This is a genomic window from Ferrovibrio sp. MS7, from assembly GCF_038404985.1.
Classification (GTDB): domain Bacteria; phylum Pseudomonadota; class Alphaproteobacteria; order Ferrovibrionales; family Ferrovibrionaceae; genus Ferrovibrio; species Ferrovibrio plantarum.
In genome coordinates, this window is record NZ_JBBKBA010000001.1 from 937,524 (window position 1) to 952,066 (window position 14,543).

The window sequence follows — 14,543 nt, forward strand, 5'->3', positions numbered from 1 at the left end:
CTAGTTAAGCTGACGGCGAATGTGGTGCAGAAAGGCCTGCGCCTCAAGGCTTGCGCCTTCACTTCCCGACAGCACCAGGAAACGTTCGGTGGCGGCGATGGATTGCCGGATGCGGCCGCGCTTCTCCTCCACCAGGCCCAGTTCGCGCCAGGCCGGGGCGAATTCCGGCGCCAGCATCAGCATGCGTTCCAGCATGGTGGCGGCGCGGTCGGTGTCGCCGGCCTTCCAGGCCCGCGACTTGATGTTGTTGGCCAGGCGCAGCAGCACTTCGCGCGCCTTCATCGGCCGCACATGTTCGGGCCGCAATTCCTGCTCGCCGCTGATGCGGCGCAGCAATTCGTTCATGATCGGCGGATCGGCGATGCGGCCGAGATGGAAGGGATCCAGCACCAGGCTGCCATCGTCGCCTTCGACGCGGATCAGGAAATGGCCGGGAAAATCCAGGCCGTCGACGCGCCAGCCTTGCGCGCGGCCGGCATGGATATAGAGGATGCCAAGCGCGACGGGCAGGCCGAGCCGGCGCTCGATCACCCGCATCAGGTCGGCATTGGCCGGATCGTCGTAGGTTTCGTTGTCGCCGCGATAGCCGAACTCCGCCGCGATCACGGCGGAAAGCGCCAGCGCGCGGGCGCCGGCCTCACTCCCGGCCTCGGCAGCGGCAACGGTGGTGACAAGGTCGCCGAGATGGCGGCGATAAGGCGCGAGGTCGGCGCCGGGGCGGTCCAGCGCCGCCAGCAGCAGGGCGGCTTCCGCGATATCAAGCTGATCGTCCGGCACGGCGCCCAGCGACTTGAGCGCTGTTTCGATCGCCTCCGTGCCGGTCGCGGTCATCTGCGGTTCTACACCGGCCGGCGGCGCGGATCGTTTTTCAAATACACATGGCTGACCACGCGGCGCACCCCCTTGATGGTGCGGGCATGATCGGTCACGCGCGTCAGCTCGGCCTCGCTCTGCGCCAGGCCCATCAGGTAGATCACGCCATTCACCGTGTCGATGCTGTAGTTGATATCCACCACAGAGGAATCGCCGGTCAGCTTGATGCGGAGCTGGCTGGTGATCCAGGTGTCGTTGGCGGAATCGATCAGGCTGCCGCTCGGCGCGATCACCAGTTCGTTGATCACTTCCACGGCGCGGCCCTGACTCCAGGCGAGGCGCTCGGCCTCGTCGCGGTCTTCCTGCTTCTGCACCACGCCGGTCAGCAGCACGCGGCCTTCATACACCGTCACGCTCACCTTGCCGAACAAGCCAAGATCCTTCTGGAACATGCGCTCGTTGATGGCGAGCTGGATGCCCTTGTCGTTGGCGGCATTCTTGGCGCCGCGCTCCTCGGAAGCGGCAATGCCTGCCGTGGCACCGGCGCCGACGGCAACGCCGACGCAGCCTTGCAGGACCGGCATGGCCCCGAGCAGCAGCAGCATGGGAAGCAGGCGGATCGCGGAAGCGTTACGGGTCACGCGGACTCTCCTTAGGATGAAGCAAAGCAATAATGAAGTTGCGGCGACCGGATCAGGCTCCGGGCCGCCAGGCATCCGGGATATGGTGTGGCAGCCGCCAGGGCGCAAGCAGCAGCGCGTCGAAGCGCAGCACCACCTGATCATGGTCGGGCAGCCTTGCCCAGAATACCGAAGCGGCCCGCGCAATGCGATGTTTTTGCCGGGCCTGCACCGCTTCCGCCGCCTCTGCTTGGCTCAGCCGCCATTTTACTTCCACTGCCGCGAGTACGGCGCCGCGCCGGGCAAGAATATCCACCTCGCCGCTGCCATGGCGGAAGTTGCGGGCCACGATCCTGTAGCCTTTCAAGCGCAGCCACCAGGCCGCCAATGCCTCGGCGCGGCGCCCGGCCTGCTGCCGGCTGCGGCGCGCGGAACCGGCCTTCATTTGCCGGCTTGGGCGAGTTCTAGCGCCCTGGCATAGACGGCGCGTTTGCGCTGGCCGGTGGCCGTCGCCACGGTGGCCGCCGCCTCGCTCACCGAGAGATGGCGCAAAGCCTCACGCAAGCGGGTATCGAGATCGGCTTCCGCCGCCGCCAGGGCCTCCGCCGCCGGCGGGCCGATGATCAGCGTCACCTCGCCCTTGGGCGGGCCGGCTTCGGCATAATGTGCCGCCAGCTCGGCCAGCGGCCCCCGGCGCACTTCCTCGAATTTCTTGGTCAGTTCGCGCGCCACCGCTGCCTCGCGGCTGCCGCCCAGGGCCTCGGCCAGCCTTTTAAGCGATTCCGGCAGCCTTGAGGCCGCCTCCAGCAGCACCAGGGTGGCTGGGATGGCGGCCAGTTCCTGGGCCCAGGCGGTGGCTGCCCCGGCCTTGGCCGGCGGGAAGCCGGCGAACAGGAAGCGGTCGGTCGGCAGTCCGGCCAGGCAGAGGCCGGCCAGCACCGAGGACGGGCCGGGCAGGGCGGTGACCGCCAGGCCGGCCGCCACCGCCTCGCGCACCAGCTTGTAGCCGGGATCGGAAACCAGGGGGGTTCCGGCATCGGAAATCAGCGCCACCACCTGGCCCTGGGCCACCCGGCGGAGGATTTCGGGCCGCATTTCGGCGGCATTATGCTCATGGTAGGGCAGCAGTTTCGCCCGAATGCCATAGCGGCTGAGCAAAGCGCCGCTGACCCTGGTATCCTCGCAGGCGATCAGGTTGGCGCGGGCCAGCAGGGCGAGCGCGCGCACGGTGATATCGGCGGCGTTGCCGATGGGCGTGGCCACCAGATATAAGCCTGGGGTGAAGCTGTCCTGCCGGCCCAGGGCCGAAAGGGCGGCAGCGAGCAGGGTGGATTGGCTGGTCCCGGTCGTATCGGTGGCAATATCGGGGCCGGTAGCAGTGTCAGAATCGGCCGGCGGCATTAGGTCCTGGAAGCGAGCGAGTGATGAAATCTTACCTTAAGGCCGGGTTCTGCGCGCTGGCAATGGCGGCCCTGGCGGCTTGCGAGAATCCGCCCACTAACTTCCCGGAATTGCTCGAAACTATTGTTTCCGGCCGGCCGACCCCGGTGGTGCGGCCCCAGACTCCCCCTCCCGGCCAGCAACAGACCCAGCGCCCCGGACAATCCCCTGCGCCGCAGCAGTCTACGGCCCAGCCGGTGCCGCAGCAGCCGGCGCCGCCTGCCAGCCCGTCGCGCGGTGTCGAGATGCAGGCTCTGCCGGCCACGCCCACGGGGCCGCAAGCCCCAGCAGCGGCTCCGGGCCAGATGACCCTGCCGGCCCCGGCCCTGGTGCCGCCGAGTGCGGCGGAAGGCGTGCGCATCGGTTTCCTGGTGCCGCTGTCCGGCCCCAGTGCGACGCTTGGCCGCGCCCTGCTGGATGCGGCGCAGATGGCCTTGTTCGATCTTGGCGACGACCGCCTCGCCTTGCTGCCGCGCGACACCGAGGGCCAGCCGGAAGCGGCGGCGCGGGCGGCGCAGAGCCTGCTCGCCGAGGGCGTCGATATCATCATCGGGCCGCTGTTTGCCTCGTCCGCCGCCGCCGTGGCGCCGCTGGCGCGCGAGCGCGGCGTCAAGGTGCTGAGCTTCTCCACCGATCGTGGCGTCGCCGGCAGCGGTGTCTATATCCTCGGCTTCACGCCGGACCAGCAGGTCGCCCGCGTGGTTGGCTATGCGCGCAGCAAGGGCATGAGCCGTTTCGCATTGCTGGCGCCGGATTCCGCCTACGGCCAGGCGGTGGCACAGGCGATGGAAATGGCGGTGGCGGCGCCGCGGGGTGAACAGCGCGAAGGCGCCAGGCTGCTGCGCCAGGACCGCTATCCCGCCGATGCGCCGGACCTGACGCCGACGGTGCGCCGCTTTGCCGCCGCCTTGCGCGGCCTCGCCATGCCGGAGCAGCCGGCCGGCCCCGATGGTGCGCCGGCCCCGGCCGCGCCGCTCTATGGCGCCGCCGGCGCTTTGGGCCAAAGCACCCAGCCCGGGGCGCAGAGCGTTGTTGCTGCCGCGCCGGTCGATGCGCTGCTGCTGCCCGAAGGCGGTGCGCGGCTGCGCGCCCTCGCGCCGCTGCTGCCGTATTTCGATATCGATCCGCGCGCGGTGCGCTTCATGGGCACCGGCCTGTGGGACGATCCCAGCTTGGGCAACGAGCCGGCGCTGATCGGCGGCTGGTTCGCCGGCCCGCCGCCGGAGGGCTTCGAGGAATTCCGCAAGCGTTTCGAGCAGAGCTATGGCCGCCGCCCGCCGCGTCTGGCCAGCCTGGCCTATGATGCCACGGCGCTGGCCGGTGTGCTGTCGCGCACTGTTCTTGCGAATGAGGCGGCAGGTAGTGCTCCGGGCGGTTTGTTCGCGGATGCCGTGTTGAACAACCCGGACGGGTTCGCAGGCTACGATGGGTTGTTCCGTTTCCGCGCTGATGGCGTGGTCGAGCGCGGCCTTGCCGTACTCGAGGTGCAACGGCGCGGCATGCGGGTTGTCGATCCTGCCCCGCCTTCATTCCAAGTCACCGCGAATTAACGATAAATCTGACTAATTGCGTCTTGTGCGATGCTCACGATTCCGTCGATTGCAGAAATTCGACCCTTGCGTTCCAGCGCGCTTCCGTCGAAAAAGGATACAACAACTGCTACGAGTACATAGCGCGCGGCACAGTATGCTTGTGTGACAGGCAAACGTCGCCTAAACCTGACTTGGCGCCTGTCGATGCGCGGTGGACTTTAGAAGGTCGTTTCGCATGAGTATGGAAAAGATCGACTTTTCCAAAATCAACTTCCTGATTGTCGATCCCAACCGTTTGATGGGCACGATGATTCGCGATGTGCTGATTACGCTTGAAGCGCACCATATCGATCGCGCCCGCAATTTCGAGGGCGCGGTGACGATCCTGCGCCAGGGCCGCATCGACGTGCTCATCACCGAGTGGGATTTGCAGGCGGAACAGAACGGCATGGATCTGGTGAGCTGGCTGCGCAACGACGCCGGCTCGCCCAACCGCATGATGCCCGTGATCATGATGACGGCGAATTCGGAAATCGAATACGTGGTACGCGCCCGCGATGCAGGCGTGAACGAATTCGTTGCCAAGCCCTATACGGTGCAGAGCTTCTACACCCGCCTTGCCGCTGCCATTGCGCGGCCGCGCCAGTTCGTGCGCGTGGACGGCTATTTCGGTCCCGACCGCCGCCGCAAGCGCGACGAAAACTACACCGGCCCTGAGCGCCGCACCGAACCCGATAAATAGGCGGGGCCGGAAAAATGTCGAAGCGCCCCACGTTCATCGCGCCGCCGCAGGAGTTGAAGCGTAAAGCTGTCAACTTCAAGCGCGGTTTCTCGCTCAAGCTCGAACCCGAGGTGATGAAGAAGCTTGAGCAGGTGGTGGAGAAGGCGACCGACAATTTCACCGTCGAGGTTGCCGACAAGCTGAAGCAGCTCCGGGCCGCCGTGAACCAGATGGCGGAGGGCGACCAGAATACCGTGCATTACATGCGCGAGATCCGCAGCCTGTCGCTCGATATCAAGGGCATGGGCGGCATGTTCAAGTATCCTTTGCTCACCGCCTTCGCCAAGTCGTTGAACGATTTCGTGCAAGGCATGCATGCGCCCACCGAAATCCAGCTCGATATCATCGGTGCGCAGATCGATGCGCTTTATGTCGTGATGGCGAACCGCATCCAGGGCGGCGGCGGCCAGACCGAGCAGGAACTGCTCAACGTGCTGCACGTCGCGACGAAGAAATACAAGGATTCCTGAGGCGGCGACGCCGTATGCGAAAAGTGGGGCGCGGTGCAAACCGCGCCCCGTTTCGTTTTGGGCTTCAGATCACCAGCAGGGCCAGGCCGGCGGCGGCGGTGGCAGCGCCCGCCGCGCGCAGCAGCGGCAGCCTGGCATAGCGCGCCGCCAGCAGGCCGGCGCCATGCAGCAGGCCGGTGCCGAGCAGCATCCCGGCGGCATAGAGCAGAGCAGGAGCGCCCTCGGGCATTTCGGCGCCATGGGCATAGCCATGGCAAAGCGCGAACAGTGCCGTCACCGGCAGCGCCAGCCCAAGGCCGGGCTTCAGCGAGAGCGCGATGGCGAGGCCGAGCGCCAGCACCGACAAGGCGATGCCGGTTTCGGTATAGGGCAGGTCGATGCCGCCAAGGCCGAGGCTGAAGCCAAGGGCCATGCTGGCCATGAAGGTGAGCGGCAGGGCATAGCGGGCGCGGCCGCCCTGCTGCAGCGCCCAGAGGCCGATGGCCACCATGGCGAGCAGATGGTCCAGGCCGCCGAAGGGATGGGTGAAGCCGTGGGTAAAGCCATCGGCATGATTGCCGATATGGGCGAAGGCTGCGGGGCTGGCAAGCGCTACCGCCGCCGCAAACGCGGCGCCGGGCAGCAGTCGGGCGAAAACCATGGAGAGTGCCTCTTGCTTGTGATGTACCAACCCACCTGACACATTTGTGCCAAGCCGGCGGCGCTTTGACAAGCCGGGATGATGCACTACAAGGCGTTATGGCGCTCGACTATACCCGCGACCCTGACCGCATCCACCGCGAAAGCATCGCCCGCATCCGCGCGGCAGCCGATCTCGGCCATCTGCCGGCGGGCATCGACGAGGTGGCGCTGCGGCTGATCTATGCCAGCGGCGAGCCGGATCTGGTGGCCGACCTTGCCTGGTCCGAGGACCTGGTGGCAGCGGTGCGCCGGGCGCTTGGCGCCGGTGCCGCGATCCTCACCGATGCCGACATGGTGGCGCATGGCCTGATCCGCTCCAGGCTCAGGCCGGAAAGCGCGGTGCATTGCTTCCTCAACGATCCGGAGGCCGCCGCCATCGGTCGCGCCGGCAATATCGCCCGCCCTGCTGCCGCCGTGGAATTGTGGCCGCCGCATCTTGGCAATGCCATCGTGGTGATCGGCGCCGCGCCGGTGGCGCTGTTCCGCCTGCTCGAACTGCTTGATGACGGCGCACCGAAGCCGGCGGCGATCCTGGCTTTCCCGGTCGGCTTCGTCGATGCGGTGGAGGCGAAGCGGGAATTGGCGCGTGATCCACGCGGCATTCCCTACCTGCTGTTGCATGGCCGGCGCGGCGGTGGCGCCATGGCGGTGGCGGCGCTGAATGCCCTGAGCGGAGCGGTGTAGAGAAAGCTGAGCGGATTGCCGCCGCAGGCCGATGAGGGATAGACTCGCACTTAACGATTCGTTAGGGCCGCGAGCGTACACCCGCATCATGTCTGCATTCTGTCTTCTGCCGTGGCGACGTGCCGCCCTGCTGGCTTGCATTGCCATGCTGTCTGGCGCGACGATGGCTGCTGACAAGCCGCCGGTTCCGCTCGATAAGCCAGCGCCTGCCGCCAAACCGGTGCAGCATGCCCCCAGTCAGCATGCCCCCAGTCAGCATGCCGCCGTGACGCCGCCGTCCGCGCCGCAGGCCGCTGCGGTTGCCGCCCCCGCCGCCGCGCCGGTGGCGCCATCGGCTGCAGCGTCGCGCCCCGACCTGCCGCAGAAGGGCGCCGATTCCGGCCTGCCGGTGCCACGCTTCGTCAGCCTCGCCGCCGACAAGGTGAATGCCCGCACCGGCCCCGGCTCGCGCTACCCCATTGCCTGGCAATACCAGCGCCGTGGCCTGCCGGTGGAAGTGGTGGGTGAATACGAATACTGGCGCCGCATCCGCGACCGCGACGGCACCGAGACCTGGGTGCACAAGAATCTCACGTCTGGCAAACGCTATGCCCTGGTGGATGGCACCATCCGCGAATTGTTCAAGAAGCCCGATCCGAACAGCGATGTGCTGCTCACCGCCGAGCCCGGCGTGCAGGCACGCCTGCGCAAATGCCAAGATTCCTGGTGCCAGGTGGAGATCGCCGGGGCGCGCGGCTGGATCCCGCGCAATCACCTCTGGGGTATTTATGCCTCGGAGAGCTTCGAGTGACCGGGCAGTCCCAATAGTTTCCGCATCGAGCGCAGCGTGCCCGGATTGGCCAGCAGGTCGGCCAGGCTGTAGCGGTCCAGCACGCTGAGGAAAGCCCGCACGGCTTCGGCGAAAGGCTGCTTGAGCTGGCAGGCATTGGCAATCACGCAGGTATTGCCTGCGCGGTCGAAGCATTCCACCAGATTGAAATTGTCCTCGGTGGCGCGCACCACGGCGCCGACGCCGATCTCGGCTGCCGGCCGCGCCAGTTTCAGCCCGCCATTGCGGCCGCGCGCCGCATCCAGGAAGCCCTGCTGCGTCAGGGTCAGCGCCACTTTCATCAGGTGATTGCGCGAAATGCCGTAATGGCTGGCGATTTCCTCGATGGTGCAGCGGCGCTCCGGGTGCAGGCCCAGGAACATCAGGCTGCGCAGGGCGTAATCGGTATGCAGGGTCAGGTGCATGGCGGCTTCCGGGGTGCTGGTCGGGCCAGGGGGTTTTCGTGGCCAGGAGGGGTGCGACAAAAGATGCATTTATTTTACTTGTTTAATTTTGAGAAGTCCATATTATGCATTTCAGATGCTTCTTTAAGCCCGGCATATCGCTACGAAAGCAGGCATCTTGCTACGAAAGGAACGCGTCATGCGTCACGACCCCGCCCTCCGCCAGACCATTCAGATGGCTGCCCTCCACACCACGGGGCTGCTGCCGCCGCACCGGCACAATGCCCCGGTCTATGACAACCTGCCGCTTGCTGCCTATGGCATCGTTGCGGCTGCCGGAGGTGCCAGCATGCTGGCCTATTGGCTCACCTTCATGGCGCAGAGCGAAGCTGCCTTCATGGTGGTGATCAGCACTGTGTATCTGGTCATGTATGCCGGCACGCCGGTGGTGCTGGCGCGGCTCGGCAGCGGCCTGCTGCGCGCCCGCCATGGCGGCCAGGCGGCCCCGAGCCTGGCGGATTTCCTGCGCGGCCGGATGGATACCTGGACCGGCAGCATTACTGGCGCCGCCGCGCTGGTGCAGGTGACGCTGATCCCGCTTGGCCTTGCCGTTGCCACCATTGGCATCTGCGTCGCGGTGATCCTTGCCCGCTAATCCGCAGGCCGGGAGGCAATGCCTCCCGGCCTTTGCTTTTCCCGAGGCAATTCCTTAGATCAACGCCATGGCCCATCACGACGAAACCGACACCACCTATGCCGAACGCGCCGCGCGCCGCCAGGCGATTGCGCCCGGTGCCCAGGCTGGCATCGATGAAGCGCTGATCGAGCGCGTGGTGCGCGGCTTCTATGGCCGCATCCGCGCCGATGCGAAACTCGGCCCGATCTTCGCCGCCGAGATCGGCAGCGACTGGGAACCGCATCTGAAGAAGATGATGGATTTCTGGTCCTCGGTGCTGCTGATGACCGGCCGCTATGCCGGCCGCCCGATGCCGGCGCATATCCGGCTCGATGGTTCAGCCGGCAACGGCAAGGGCCTGGATGCAGGCGATTTCCAGCATTGGCTGACGCTGTTCGAGGCCACCCTGCGCGAGCTTTGCCCCGGAGAACCGGAAGCGCTGTTCCTGGATCGCGCCCGGCGCATCGCCGAGAGCTTCAAGCTGGGCATCCAGTTCCATCGCGGCCAGACGCCGGACTGGCTTGGCCCGGCCAGGAGTGTGTGAGGCCGCTCAGTAGAGCCGGCTCTTGTAGGCTTCTTCGATATTCCGCTCTGCCGCCTCGGCATCGACGCCGGCAATCTGGTCGGCGATGACGCGGCCCAAGCTCGGGAAGCCCGAGCGCGGCACCTGGCTTTCAGCCTGCCACAGTTTCGAGCGGATCATTGCCTTGCCGCAATGGAAGAAGACTTCGCGCACGCTGACTTCGAGCGCCGATGTCGGCAGCTTGCCTTGTGCCGCCAGCGGCGCCAGGCGGTCCGCGTCGGTGACGATGCGTGCCGTGCCATTGACACGCAGGGTTTCGTTGATGCCGGGCACCAGGAACAGCAGGCCGACATCCGGTGCGGCGACGACGTTGCGCAAGCTGTCGATCAGGTTGTTGCCGCGCCGGTCGGGCAGCAGCAGGGTGGCATCGTCCAGCACCTGCACGAAGCCCGGCGCATCGCCGCGCGGCGAGGCGTCAGCGCCGTCCGGCCCATGGGTCGCCAGCACCACGAAGGGCGACAGTGCAATGAAGGCGCGGGCATGCTGGTCGAGGCGGGCAAGAATCTTCTTCTGCACCACATCATTGGGCTGCTCGTAGCAGCCGCGCAACTCGGCTTCCGATTCCAGGATGGTCATGCTCGGGCTCCTCTCGGAGCCAGTATACTCTTTAGATCAGGCTCTGCAGCAATTCCCGCACGCCGCCGATCACGGCGAAAAGCTGCACCGCGTTCACCGCCATGCCGCCGACATGCAGGCGGCGCATGGTGCGCACCGCAGCGGCATCGCCGGCATCGCGGGCGCTGATGGCATCATCGAACTGCCGCAGGAACCAGCGCCGGGCGAAGAAGGCAAAGCTGGCGATCAGCGCCAGGCCGAGCGCCGAGGCGAGATGCGCCGTGCTGGCATGCACGGCGGCGGCCAGGGCGCCGACAACCACGACGACCAGGAAATAGCCGTTGAACATGATGCGCAGCAGCCGTGTCACCACCGGAATGCTCAGGCGCACGAACAGGAAGGCCGGCGAGGCCAGGAACAGATAGCCGAGCGGCAGCAGCATCACGATGGCGGCGAACAAGGCCATGGAATCGGGCGTCATGATGCATCCCCAGGGTCGGTTATGACGCCAATCCTAGCATGGGTCCGGAGCGGCCGGAATCATCCCTTGGTCGGAAGCCCGGACGGTATCCTGTCCTTCAGAGAAAATCCTTCGCCAGGGCGGCGCGGGTGTCCTCGTTCAGAATGGCGAGGTGGCCGTAATTCGGATGCTCGCAGCCGATCAGGATGCGGGCGCCGGGCTTGCGGAAAGCCTCGATCTGCTGCGGCGTCAGCGGGAAGCGCAGGAAATGCACCGAGGAGGTCTTGCCGTCCTCGCGGTTGCGCTCGGCATCATCTTCGGGCACCGCCTGGGCGCGCAGCCCGTCCACCTCGATGAACAGTTTCTGGTCGACGCCGCCGAGGCTGCCGAGCACGCGGGCGCGGCGCACCGGCTCGTCGATCTCCAGCATGAAGGTGGCGACGAGTTCATTGCCCTTCGGCACCAGCGGCGCGTAGGCGGCGAGTTCATCGGCCACCTGTTCCTCGCCGCCTTTCTCGATGTAGAGCATTTCCTGGATCTGCCACCACATGGTTTCGAAATTCTCGAAATAGAAGGTGGCATGCGGCCCGAGCGGAACGCGGCGGTTTTTCTTCAGCGCCACCACCTCGGCGCGCTTCTCCTTGCGGACGGCGATGAAGGCATCCATCGGCAGGATGTCGGTACGGGTCAACGACGTGCGGGGAGCCATGTACATACAGTCTCCTGATGCTTTGGGTTAGATCAGCCCGTAGGCACGGGCGAAGAGTTCCACCGGATGCTCGGCTTTCTCAGGCAGCTTGAAGCCGTCCTTGTCCTTGCCCTCGGCTTCCATGCCCTGGCGGATATGGATGGCGGCGAGCGGGCATTCAGACGCGATATGCGCCTTGTTCTCCTTCACGGCGCTGCGCATCACCGGCTTGCCGACCTTCATGCCGATCTCGAAGAATTCCTTGCGCACGCCCCAGGAGCCGCCATGGCCGGCGCAGCGTTCGATCACCGCCAGGTCCTTGCCCTGCTTCATCTCCGGGATCAGCTTGAGCATGTCGACCGCCTTGTTGCCCATGTTCTGGGCGCGGGCATGGCAGGCGAGATGCAGCGTCACGCCGCCTTCCAGCGGCTTCAGCCCGGGCGCCAGGCCATCCTTCTTGGCGATGTCGACAATGTATTCCGAGATGTCGAAGGTGGCCTGCGCCAGCTTCTTCACCAGCGGATCGTCGGGCAGGATCAGCGGCCACTCGAATTTCAGCATCAGCGCGCAGGATGGCACCAGGGCCACGATGTCGTAGCCCTCATCAATCAGCGGCGCATAGAATTCGGCCACCACGCGGGCCTTCGCCGCCACATCGGCGATGTCGCCCTGCTCAAGCCGCGGCATGCCGCAGCAGCCGGGATAATCGACGCGCAGCGCGACGCCGTTATGCGCCAGGATCTTCTGCGCGGCTATGCCGATATCGGGATTGTTGTAGTTGCCGAAGCAGGTGGCGTAGATCGCCGCCTTGCGCTTGCCGAAGCCCGGTGCCGCCGTGTTCACCACCGCCGGCTCGGCCTTGGCCAGCGCCACCAGGGTCTTTGAATTGAATTTTGGCAGCTCGGCATCGCGGTGGATGTCGGCCACCTTCTCCATGATCGGCCGCGTCAGGCCGTTCGAGCGGTCCGACGCCCAATTGGCGATCGGCGCCACCAGGCCGGCGAGCTTGCCGTTGCGGTCGGTCTGGCTCAACTGGTCGCCAATGGCATCGACATGGCCCTGTTTCCGCTCGGCGGCGCGGTAGCGCAGCATCAGATGCGGGAAATCCAGGTTGAATTCATGCGGCGGCACATAGGGACACTTGGTCATGTAGCACAGGTCGCAGAGCGTGCAGGCATCCACGACCGGCTTGAAATCCTTACTGTCGACGGTATCGAGTTCCTCGCTCGGCGCGGCATCCACCAGGTCGAACAGGCGGGGGAAGGAATCGCACAGATTGAAGCAGCGGCGGCAGCCGTGGCAGATGTCGAAGATGCGCCGCATCTCGGCGTCGATCTTCTCCATGTCGTAGAAATCGGGATTGTTCCAATCCAGCTTGTGGCGGATCGGCGCTTCCAGGCTGCCTTCGCGCATGCGCGGCTCTCCAGAATATAGGCTGGGTGCGTCTGACTTCGATAAGCCAAAGGTGATCCCGGACCAGCCCCTGCCTTACGAGAGGCTTGGGCTGATCCGGAATGCAGTCACGTCACGAAACGTCTGGCTTAGGCCAGGCCGTCCAGCGCCTTCTGGAAGCGGCCGGCATGGCTCTTTTCGGCCTTCGCCAGGGTCTCGAACCACTCGGCGATCTCGTCGAAGCCTTCCTCGCGGGCGGTCTTCGCCATGCCCGGGTACATGTCGGTGTACTCGTGGGTCTCGCCGGCGATGGCAGCCTTCAGGTTCAGGTCGGTGCCGCCAATCGGCTCACCGGTGGCCGGGTCGCCCACTTCGGCGAGGAATTCGAGATGGCCATGGGCATGGCCGGTCTCGCCCTCGGCGGTGGAGCGGAACACGGTGGCGACGTCGTTGTAGCCTTCAACGTCGGCCTTCTGGGCGAAATACAGGTAGCGGCGGTTGGCCTGGCTTTCGCCGGCAAACGCTTCCTTCAGGTTTCCATGGGTCTTGGTGCCACTGAGTGCGGGCATGGTCTTATTCCTCCAGGCTGGTAAACAAGCCGTCCCGGAATTGGGGCCCGGGGCGGCAGGGGGCTCGCTGATACGGTCGCGAGGAACCACAGGATTATGAACCGGGTGCCCGTCCAGTCAAGGTATTTTAGAAATATTCTAGAAAACTCCGCCGGTCAGGCGCTGAAAGCCGCAACCGTCGAGGCGGACCCGGTTCAACCGTCCAGGCGGACGATCACGTCGACGCGGCTGATGCGCTGGCCCTCGGGCGCTGCCGGCAGGCTGGAAACCGCCACATCGGCTGCCGGAATATCGCGCAAATCCCCCGATTTCTCGTAGTAGAAATGGTGATGCGGGTCCAGGTTGGTATCGAAATAGGCGCGGCCCGAATCGACCGTCACGATGCGCAGCAGGCCGGCATTGGTGAACTGGTGCAGGCAGTTATAGACCGTGGCCAGCGACAGCCTTGTGCCCCGCGCGGCGGCGGCGGCGAACAGGCTTTCGGCCGTCACATGGCGGTCGCAGCCATCGGCGAACAGGATTTCCGCCAAGGTCAGGCGTTGGCGCGTGGTGCGCAGGCCGGCCTGGCGCAGCCGCGCGGCCACATCTACCCCGCCAAGTGCCTCGGCCGGGGAGGTTTCCCTGTGATGCTGGGGGTGGCCCTGGTCGGAATGATCCTGGTTGGGCTTGCGCAACGTCGTCATGCCCCCAGATATAACACAGGTGTTACAAAAGGAAACGAAACTGTTGCCCCCAGCGGGGCAATGACTAAAGTACCCCCGAATGTGGCCGGCGCCGCCCGGGCAGAGCGCAATAGTGGGGGAACGGCCCCAACCGCTGAAGGGCGGGTAATCGTTAAGAAAATCGAGGAATTCCGCCAGTGGAACGGAAGAGTAGCTACACCTACGAGGACCTGCTGGATTGCGCCCATGGCAAGCTGTTCGGCGAGGGCAATGCCCGCCTGCCGCTGCCGCCGATGCTGATGATCGACCGCATCGTGAAAATCGTCAGCGATGGCGGCAAGTACGGCAAGGGCGAGATCGAGGCCGAACTCGATATCAAGCCGAATCTCTGGTTCTTCCCCTGCCATTTTGAAAACGACCCGATCATGCCGGGCTGCCTCGGCCTGGATGGCATGTGGCAGCTGGTCGGCTTCTTCCTCGGCTGGACCAAGGCGCCGGGCCGTGGCCGCGCCTTGAGCGTCGGCGAGGTGAAGTTCTCCGATATGGTGACGCCGGCCGCCAAGAAGATCACCTACAAGATCGACATCAAGAAGCTGCTGCTGCGCAAGTTCGGCATCGCGATTGCCGACGGCACCATGTATATCGACGGCAAGCCGGCCTATGAGTGCAAGGACATGCGCGTCGGCGTGTTCCCGGACGGCATGACCGCTGCGGCTGGAGCCTGA

20 protein-coding genes are annotated in these 14,543 nt (G+C 65.6%); 8 read left to right on the plus strand and 12 right to left on the minus strand.

The window, feature by feature from the left end; genetic code table 11:
• From V6B08_RS04480 to rsmI, 4 genes are read right to left on the minus strand one after another with little or no spacing between them, the layout of a single operon-like run.
• Positions 1 to 831: a SirB1 family protein gene (locus tag V6B08_RS04480; protein ID WP_341978524.1), complete on the minus strand. Its 831-nt coding sequence runs from the start codon at positions 829 to 831 to the stop codon at positions 1 to 3.
• 8 nt (positions 832 to 839) lie between these two features.
• Positions 840 to 1,454 (minus strand): BON domain-containing protein, encoded by a 615-nt coding sequence (locus V6B08_RS04485; RefSeq protein WP_341978525.1) that lies wholly within the window; start codon positions 1,452 to 1,454, stop codon positions 840 to 842.
• 52 nt (positions 1,455 to 1,506) lie between these two features.
• The gene (locus tag V6B08_RS04490; protein WP_341978526.1) at positions 1,507 to 1,878 is read right to left on the minus strand and encodes a YraN family protein; all 372 of its coding nucleotides are present in this window, start codon (positions 1,876 to 1,878) and stop codon (positions 1,507 to 1,509) included.
• The gene (gene rsmI / locus V6B08_RS04495) at positions 1,875 to 2,696 is read right to left on the minus strand and encodes a 16S rRNA (cytidine(1402)-2'-O)-methyltransferase (RefSeq protein WP_341978527.1); all 822 of its coding nucleotides are present in this window, start codon (positions 2,694 to 2,696) and stop codon (positions 1,875 to 1,877) included. Before rsmI ends, V6B08_RS04490 begins: the two co-directional genes overlap by 4 nt.
• A 161-nt stretch (positions 2,697 to 2,857) precedes the next feature.
• On the opposite strand from rsmI, the gene V6B08_RS04500 reads away from it, so the two are divergent.
• The 3 genes from V6B08_RS04500 (at position 2,858) to V6B08_RS04510 (ending at position 5,656) form a co-directional block, all read left to right on the plus strand.
• Positions 2,858 to 4,423 (plus strand): penicillin-binding protein activator, encoded by a 1,566-nt coding sequence (locus tag V6B08_RS04500; RefSeq protein WP_341978528.1) that lies wholly within the window; start codon positions 2,858 to 2,860, stop codon positions 4,421 to 4,423.
• A 217-nt stretch (positions 4,424 to 4,640) separates the two neighbouring features.
• Entirely contained in the window at positions 4,641 to 5,147 is a 507-nt protein-coding gene (locus V6B08_RS04505) for a response regulator (protein WP_341978529.1), read from the plus strand.
• A 14-nt stretch (positions 5,148 to 5,161) separates the two neighbouring features.
• Complete coding sequence (locus tag V6B08_RS04510; protein ID WP_341978530.1) at positions 5,162 to 5,656, plus strand: hypothetical protein; 495 nt, start codon at positions 5,162 to 5,164, stop codon at positions 5,654 to 5,656.
• A gap of 64 nt (positions 5,657 to 5,720) precedes the next feature.
• On the opposite strand, the gene V6B08_RS04515 is transcribed toward V6B08_RS04510, so the two are convergent.
• Positions 5,721 to 6,296 carry a HupE/UreJ family protein gene (locus V6B08_RS04515; protein ID WP_341978531.1) on the minus strand — a complete coding sequence of 192 codons (576 nt, stop codon included), beginning with the start codon at positions 6,294 to 6,296 and terminating at the stop codon, positions 5,721 to 5,723.
• A 98-nt stretch (positions 6,297 to 6,394) separates the two neighbouring features.
• Between V6B08_RS04515 and V6B08_RS04520 the strand changes: the two genes are divergently transcribed.
• The gene (locus V6B08_RS04520) at positions 6,395 to 7,021 is read left to right on the plus strand and encodes a precorrin-8X methylmutase (RefSeq protein WP_341978532.1); all 627 of its coding nucleotides are present in this window, start codon (positions 6,395 to 6,397) and stop codon (positions 7,019 to 7,021) included.
• An 88-nt stretch (positions 7,022 to 7,109) separates the two neighbouring features.
• A complete protein-coding gene (locus V6B08_RS04525) occupies positions 7,110 to 7,811 on the plus strand; it encodes an SH3 domain-containing protein (protein ID WP_341978533.1) in 702 nt (233 codons plus the stop codon).
• Here V6B08_RS04525 and V6B08_RS04530 read toward each other — a convergent pair.
• Entirely contained in the window at positions 7,787 to 8,254 is a 468-nt protein-coding gene (locus V6B08_RS04530) for an RrF2 family transcriptional regulator (RefSeq protein WP_341978534.1), read from the minus strand. The two genes, V6B08_RS04525 and V6B08_RS04530, sit on opposite strands and share 25 nt — an antisense overlap.
• Positions 8,255 to 8,432: 178 nt before the next feature.
• Here V6B08_RS04530 and V6B08_RS04535 point away from each other — a divergent pair, with 178 nt between their 5' ends.
• Entirely contained in the window at positions 8,433 to 8,888 is a 456-nt protein-coding gene (locus V6B08_RS04535) for a hypothetical protein (RefSeq protein ID WP_341978535.1), read from the plus strand.
• 67 nt (positions 8,889 to 8,955) lie between these two features.
• Entirely contained in the window at positions 8,956 to 9,453 is a 498-nt protein-coding gene (locus V6B08_RS04540) for a group III truncated hemoglobin (protein ID WP_341978536.1), read from the plus strand.
• Between the two features lie 6 nt (positions 9,454 to 9,459).
• Here the strand turns inward: V6B08_RS04540 and V6B08_RS04545 are convergent, their stop codons facing one another.
• From V6B08_RS04545 to irrA, 6 genes are all read right to left on the minus strand, one after another.
• Complete coding sequence (locus V6B08_RS04545) at positions 9,460 to 10,068, minus strand: pyridoxamine 5'-phosphate oxidase family protein (protein ID WP_341978537.1); 609 nt, start codon at positions 10,066 to 10,068, stop codon at positions 9,460 to 9,462.
• A 31-nt stretch (positions 10,069 to 10,099) separates the two neighbouring features.
• Positions 10,100 to 10,528 (minus strand): hypothetical protein, encoded by a 429-nt coding sequence (locus tag V6B08_RS04550; RefSeq protein WP_341978538.1) that lies wholly within the window; start codon positions 10,526 to 10,528, stop codon positions 10,100 to 10,102.
• 97 nt (positions 10,529 to 10,625) lie between these two features.
• A complete protein-coding gene (locus V6B08_RS04555) occupies positions 10,626 to 11,216 on the minus strand; it encodes a DUF3501 family protein (RefSeq protein WP_341978539.1) in 591 nt (196 codons plus the stop codon).
• A gap of 27 nt (positions 11,217 to 11,243) precedes the next feature.
• On the minus strand, positions 11,244 to 12,608 hold the full coding sequence (locus V6B08_RS04560) for a heterodisulfide reductase-related iron-sulfur binding cluster (RefSeq protein WP_341978540.1): 1,365 nt from the start codon (positions 12,606 to 12,608) through the stop codon (positions 11,244 to 11,246).
• Between the two features lie 128 nt (positions 12,609 to 12,736).
• The gene (locus V6B08_RS04565; RefSeq protein WP_341978541.1) at positions 12,737 to 13,156 is read right to left on the minus strand and encodes a rubrerythrin family protein; all 420 of its coding nucleotides are present in this window, start codon (positions 13,154 to 13,156) and stop codon (positions 12,737 to 12,739) included.
• A gap of 194 nt (positions 13,157 to 13,350) precedes the next feature.
• The gene (irrA, locus tag V6B08_RS04570; RefSeq protein ID WP_341978542.1) at positions 13,351 to 13,839 is read right to left on the minus strand and encodes an iron response transcriptional regulator IrrA; all 489 of its coding nucleotides are present in this window, start codon (positions 13,837 to 13,839) and stop codon (positions 13,351 to 13,353) included.
• Between the two features lie 176 nt (positions 13,840 to 14,015).
• Here irrA and fabA point away from each other — a divergent pair, with 176 nt between their 5' ends.
• Complete coding sequence (gene fabA / locus V6B08_RS04575) at positions 14,016 to 14,543, plus strand: bifunctional 3-hydroxydecanoyl-ACP dehydratase/trans-2-decenoyl-ACP isomerase (RefSeq protein WP_341978543.1); 528 nt, start codon at positions 14,016 to 14,018, stop codon at positions 14,541 to 14,543.

Excerpts from the sequence above, each read along its gene's own strand:
- V6B08_RS04505 (WP_341978529.1), top strand. The coding sequence starts at position 4,641 with ATGAGTATGGAAAAGATCGACTTTTCCAAAATCAACTTCCTGATTGTC.
- V6B08_RS04530 (WP_341978534.1), bottom strand. The coding sequence starts at position 8,254 with ATGCACCTGACCCTGCATACCGATTACGCCCTGCGCAGCCTGATGTTC.
- V6B08_RS04540 (WP_341978536.1), top strand. The coding sequence starts at position 8,956 with ATGGCCCATCACGACGAAACCGACACCACCTATGCCGAACGCGCCGCG.
- V6B08_RS04510 (WP_341978530.1), top strand. The coding sequence starts at position 5,162 with ATGTCGAAGCGCCCCACGTTCATCGCGCCGCCGCAGGAGTTGAAGCGT.
- V6B08_RS04545 (WP_341978537.1), bottom strand. The coding sequence starts at position 10,068 with ATGACCATCCTGGAATCGGAAGCCGAGTTGCGCGGCTGCTACGAGCAG.
- V6B08_RS04555 (WP_341978539.1), bottom strand. The coding sequence starts at position 11,216 with ATGGCTCCCCGCACGTCGTTGACCCGTACCGACATCCTGCCGATGGAT.
- V6B08_RS04515 (WP_341978531.1), bottom strand. The coding sequence starts at position 6,296 with ATGGTTTTCGCCCGACTGCTGCCCGGCGCCGCGTTTGCGGCGGCGGTA.
- V6B08_RS04520 (WP_341978532.1), top strand. The coding sequence starts at position 6,395 with ATGGCGCTCGACTATACCCGCGACCCTGACCGCATCCACCGCGAAAGC.
- V6B08_RS04535 (WP_341978535.1), top strand. The coding sequence starts at position 8,433 with ATGCGTCACGACCCCGCCCTCCGCCAGACCATTCAGATGGCTGCCCTC.
- V6B08_RS04565 (WP_341978541.1), bottom strand. The coding sequence starts at position 13,156 with ATGCCCGCACTCAGTGGCACCAAGACCCATGGAAACCTGAAGGAAGCG.
- V6B08_RS04525 (WP_341978533.1), top strand. The coding sequence starts at position 7,110 with ATGTCTGCATTCTGTCTTCTGCCGTGGCGACGTGCCGCCCTGCTGGCT.
- irrA (WP_341978542.1), bottom strand. The coding sequence starts at position 13,839 with ATGACGACGTTGCGCAAGCCCAACCAGGATCATTCCGACCAGGGCCAC.
- V6B08_RS04550 (WP_341978538.1), bottom strand. The coding sequence starts at position 10,528 with ATGACGCCCGATTCCATGGCCTTGTTCGCCGCCATCGTGATGCTGCTG.
- V6B08_RS04490 (WP_341978526.1), bottom strand. The coding sequence starts at position 1,878 with ATGAAGGCCGGTTCCGCGCGCCGCAGCCGGCAGCAGGCCGGGCGCCGC.
- V6B08_RS04480 (WP_341978524.1), bottom strand. The coding sequence starts at position 831 with ATGACCGCGACCGGCACGGAGGCGATCGAAACAGCGCTCAAGTCGCTG.
- V6B08_RS04500 (WP_341978528.1), top strand. The coding sequence starts at position 2,858 with ATGAAATCTTACCTTAAGGCCGGGTTCTGCGCGCTGGCAATGGCGGCC.
- V6B08_RS04560 (WP_341978540.1), bottom strand. The coding sequence starts at position 12,608 with ATGCGCGAAGGCAGCCTGGAAGCGCCGATCCGCCACAAGCTGGATTGG.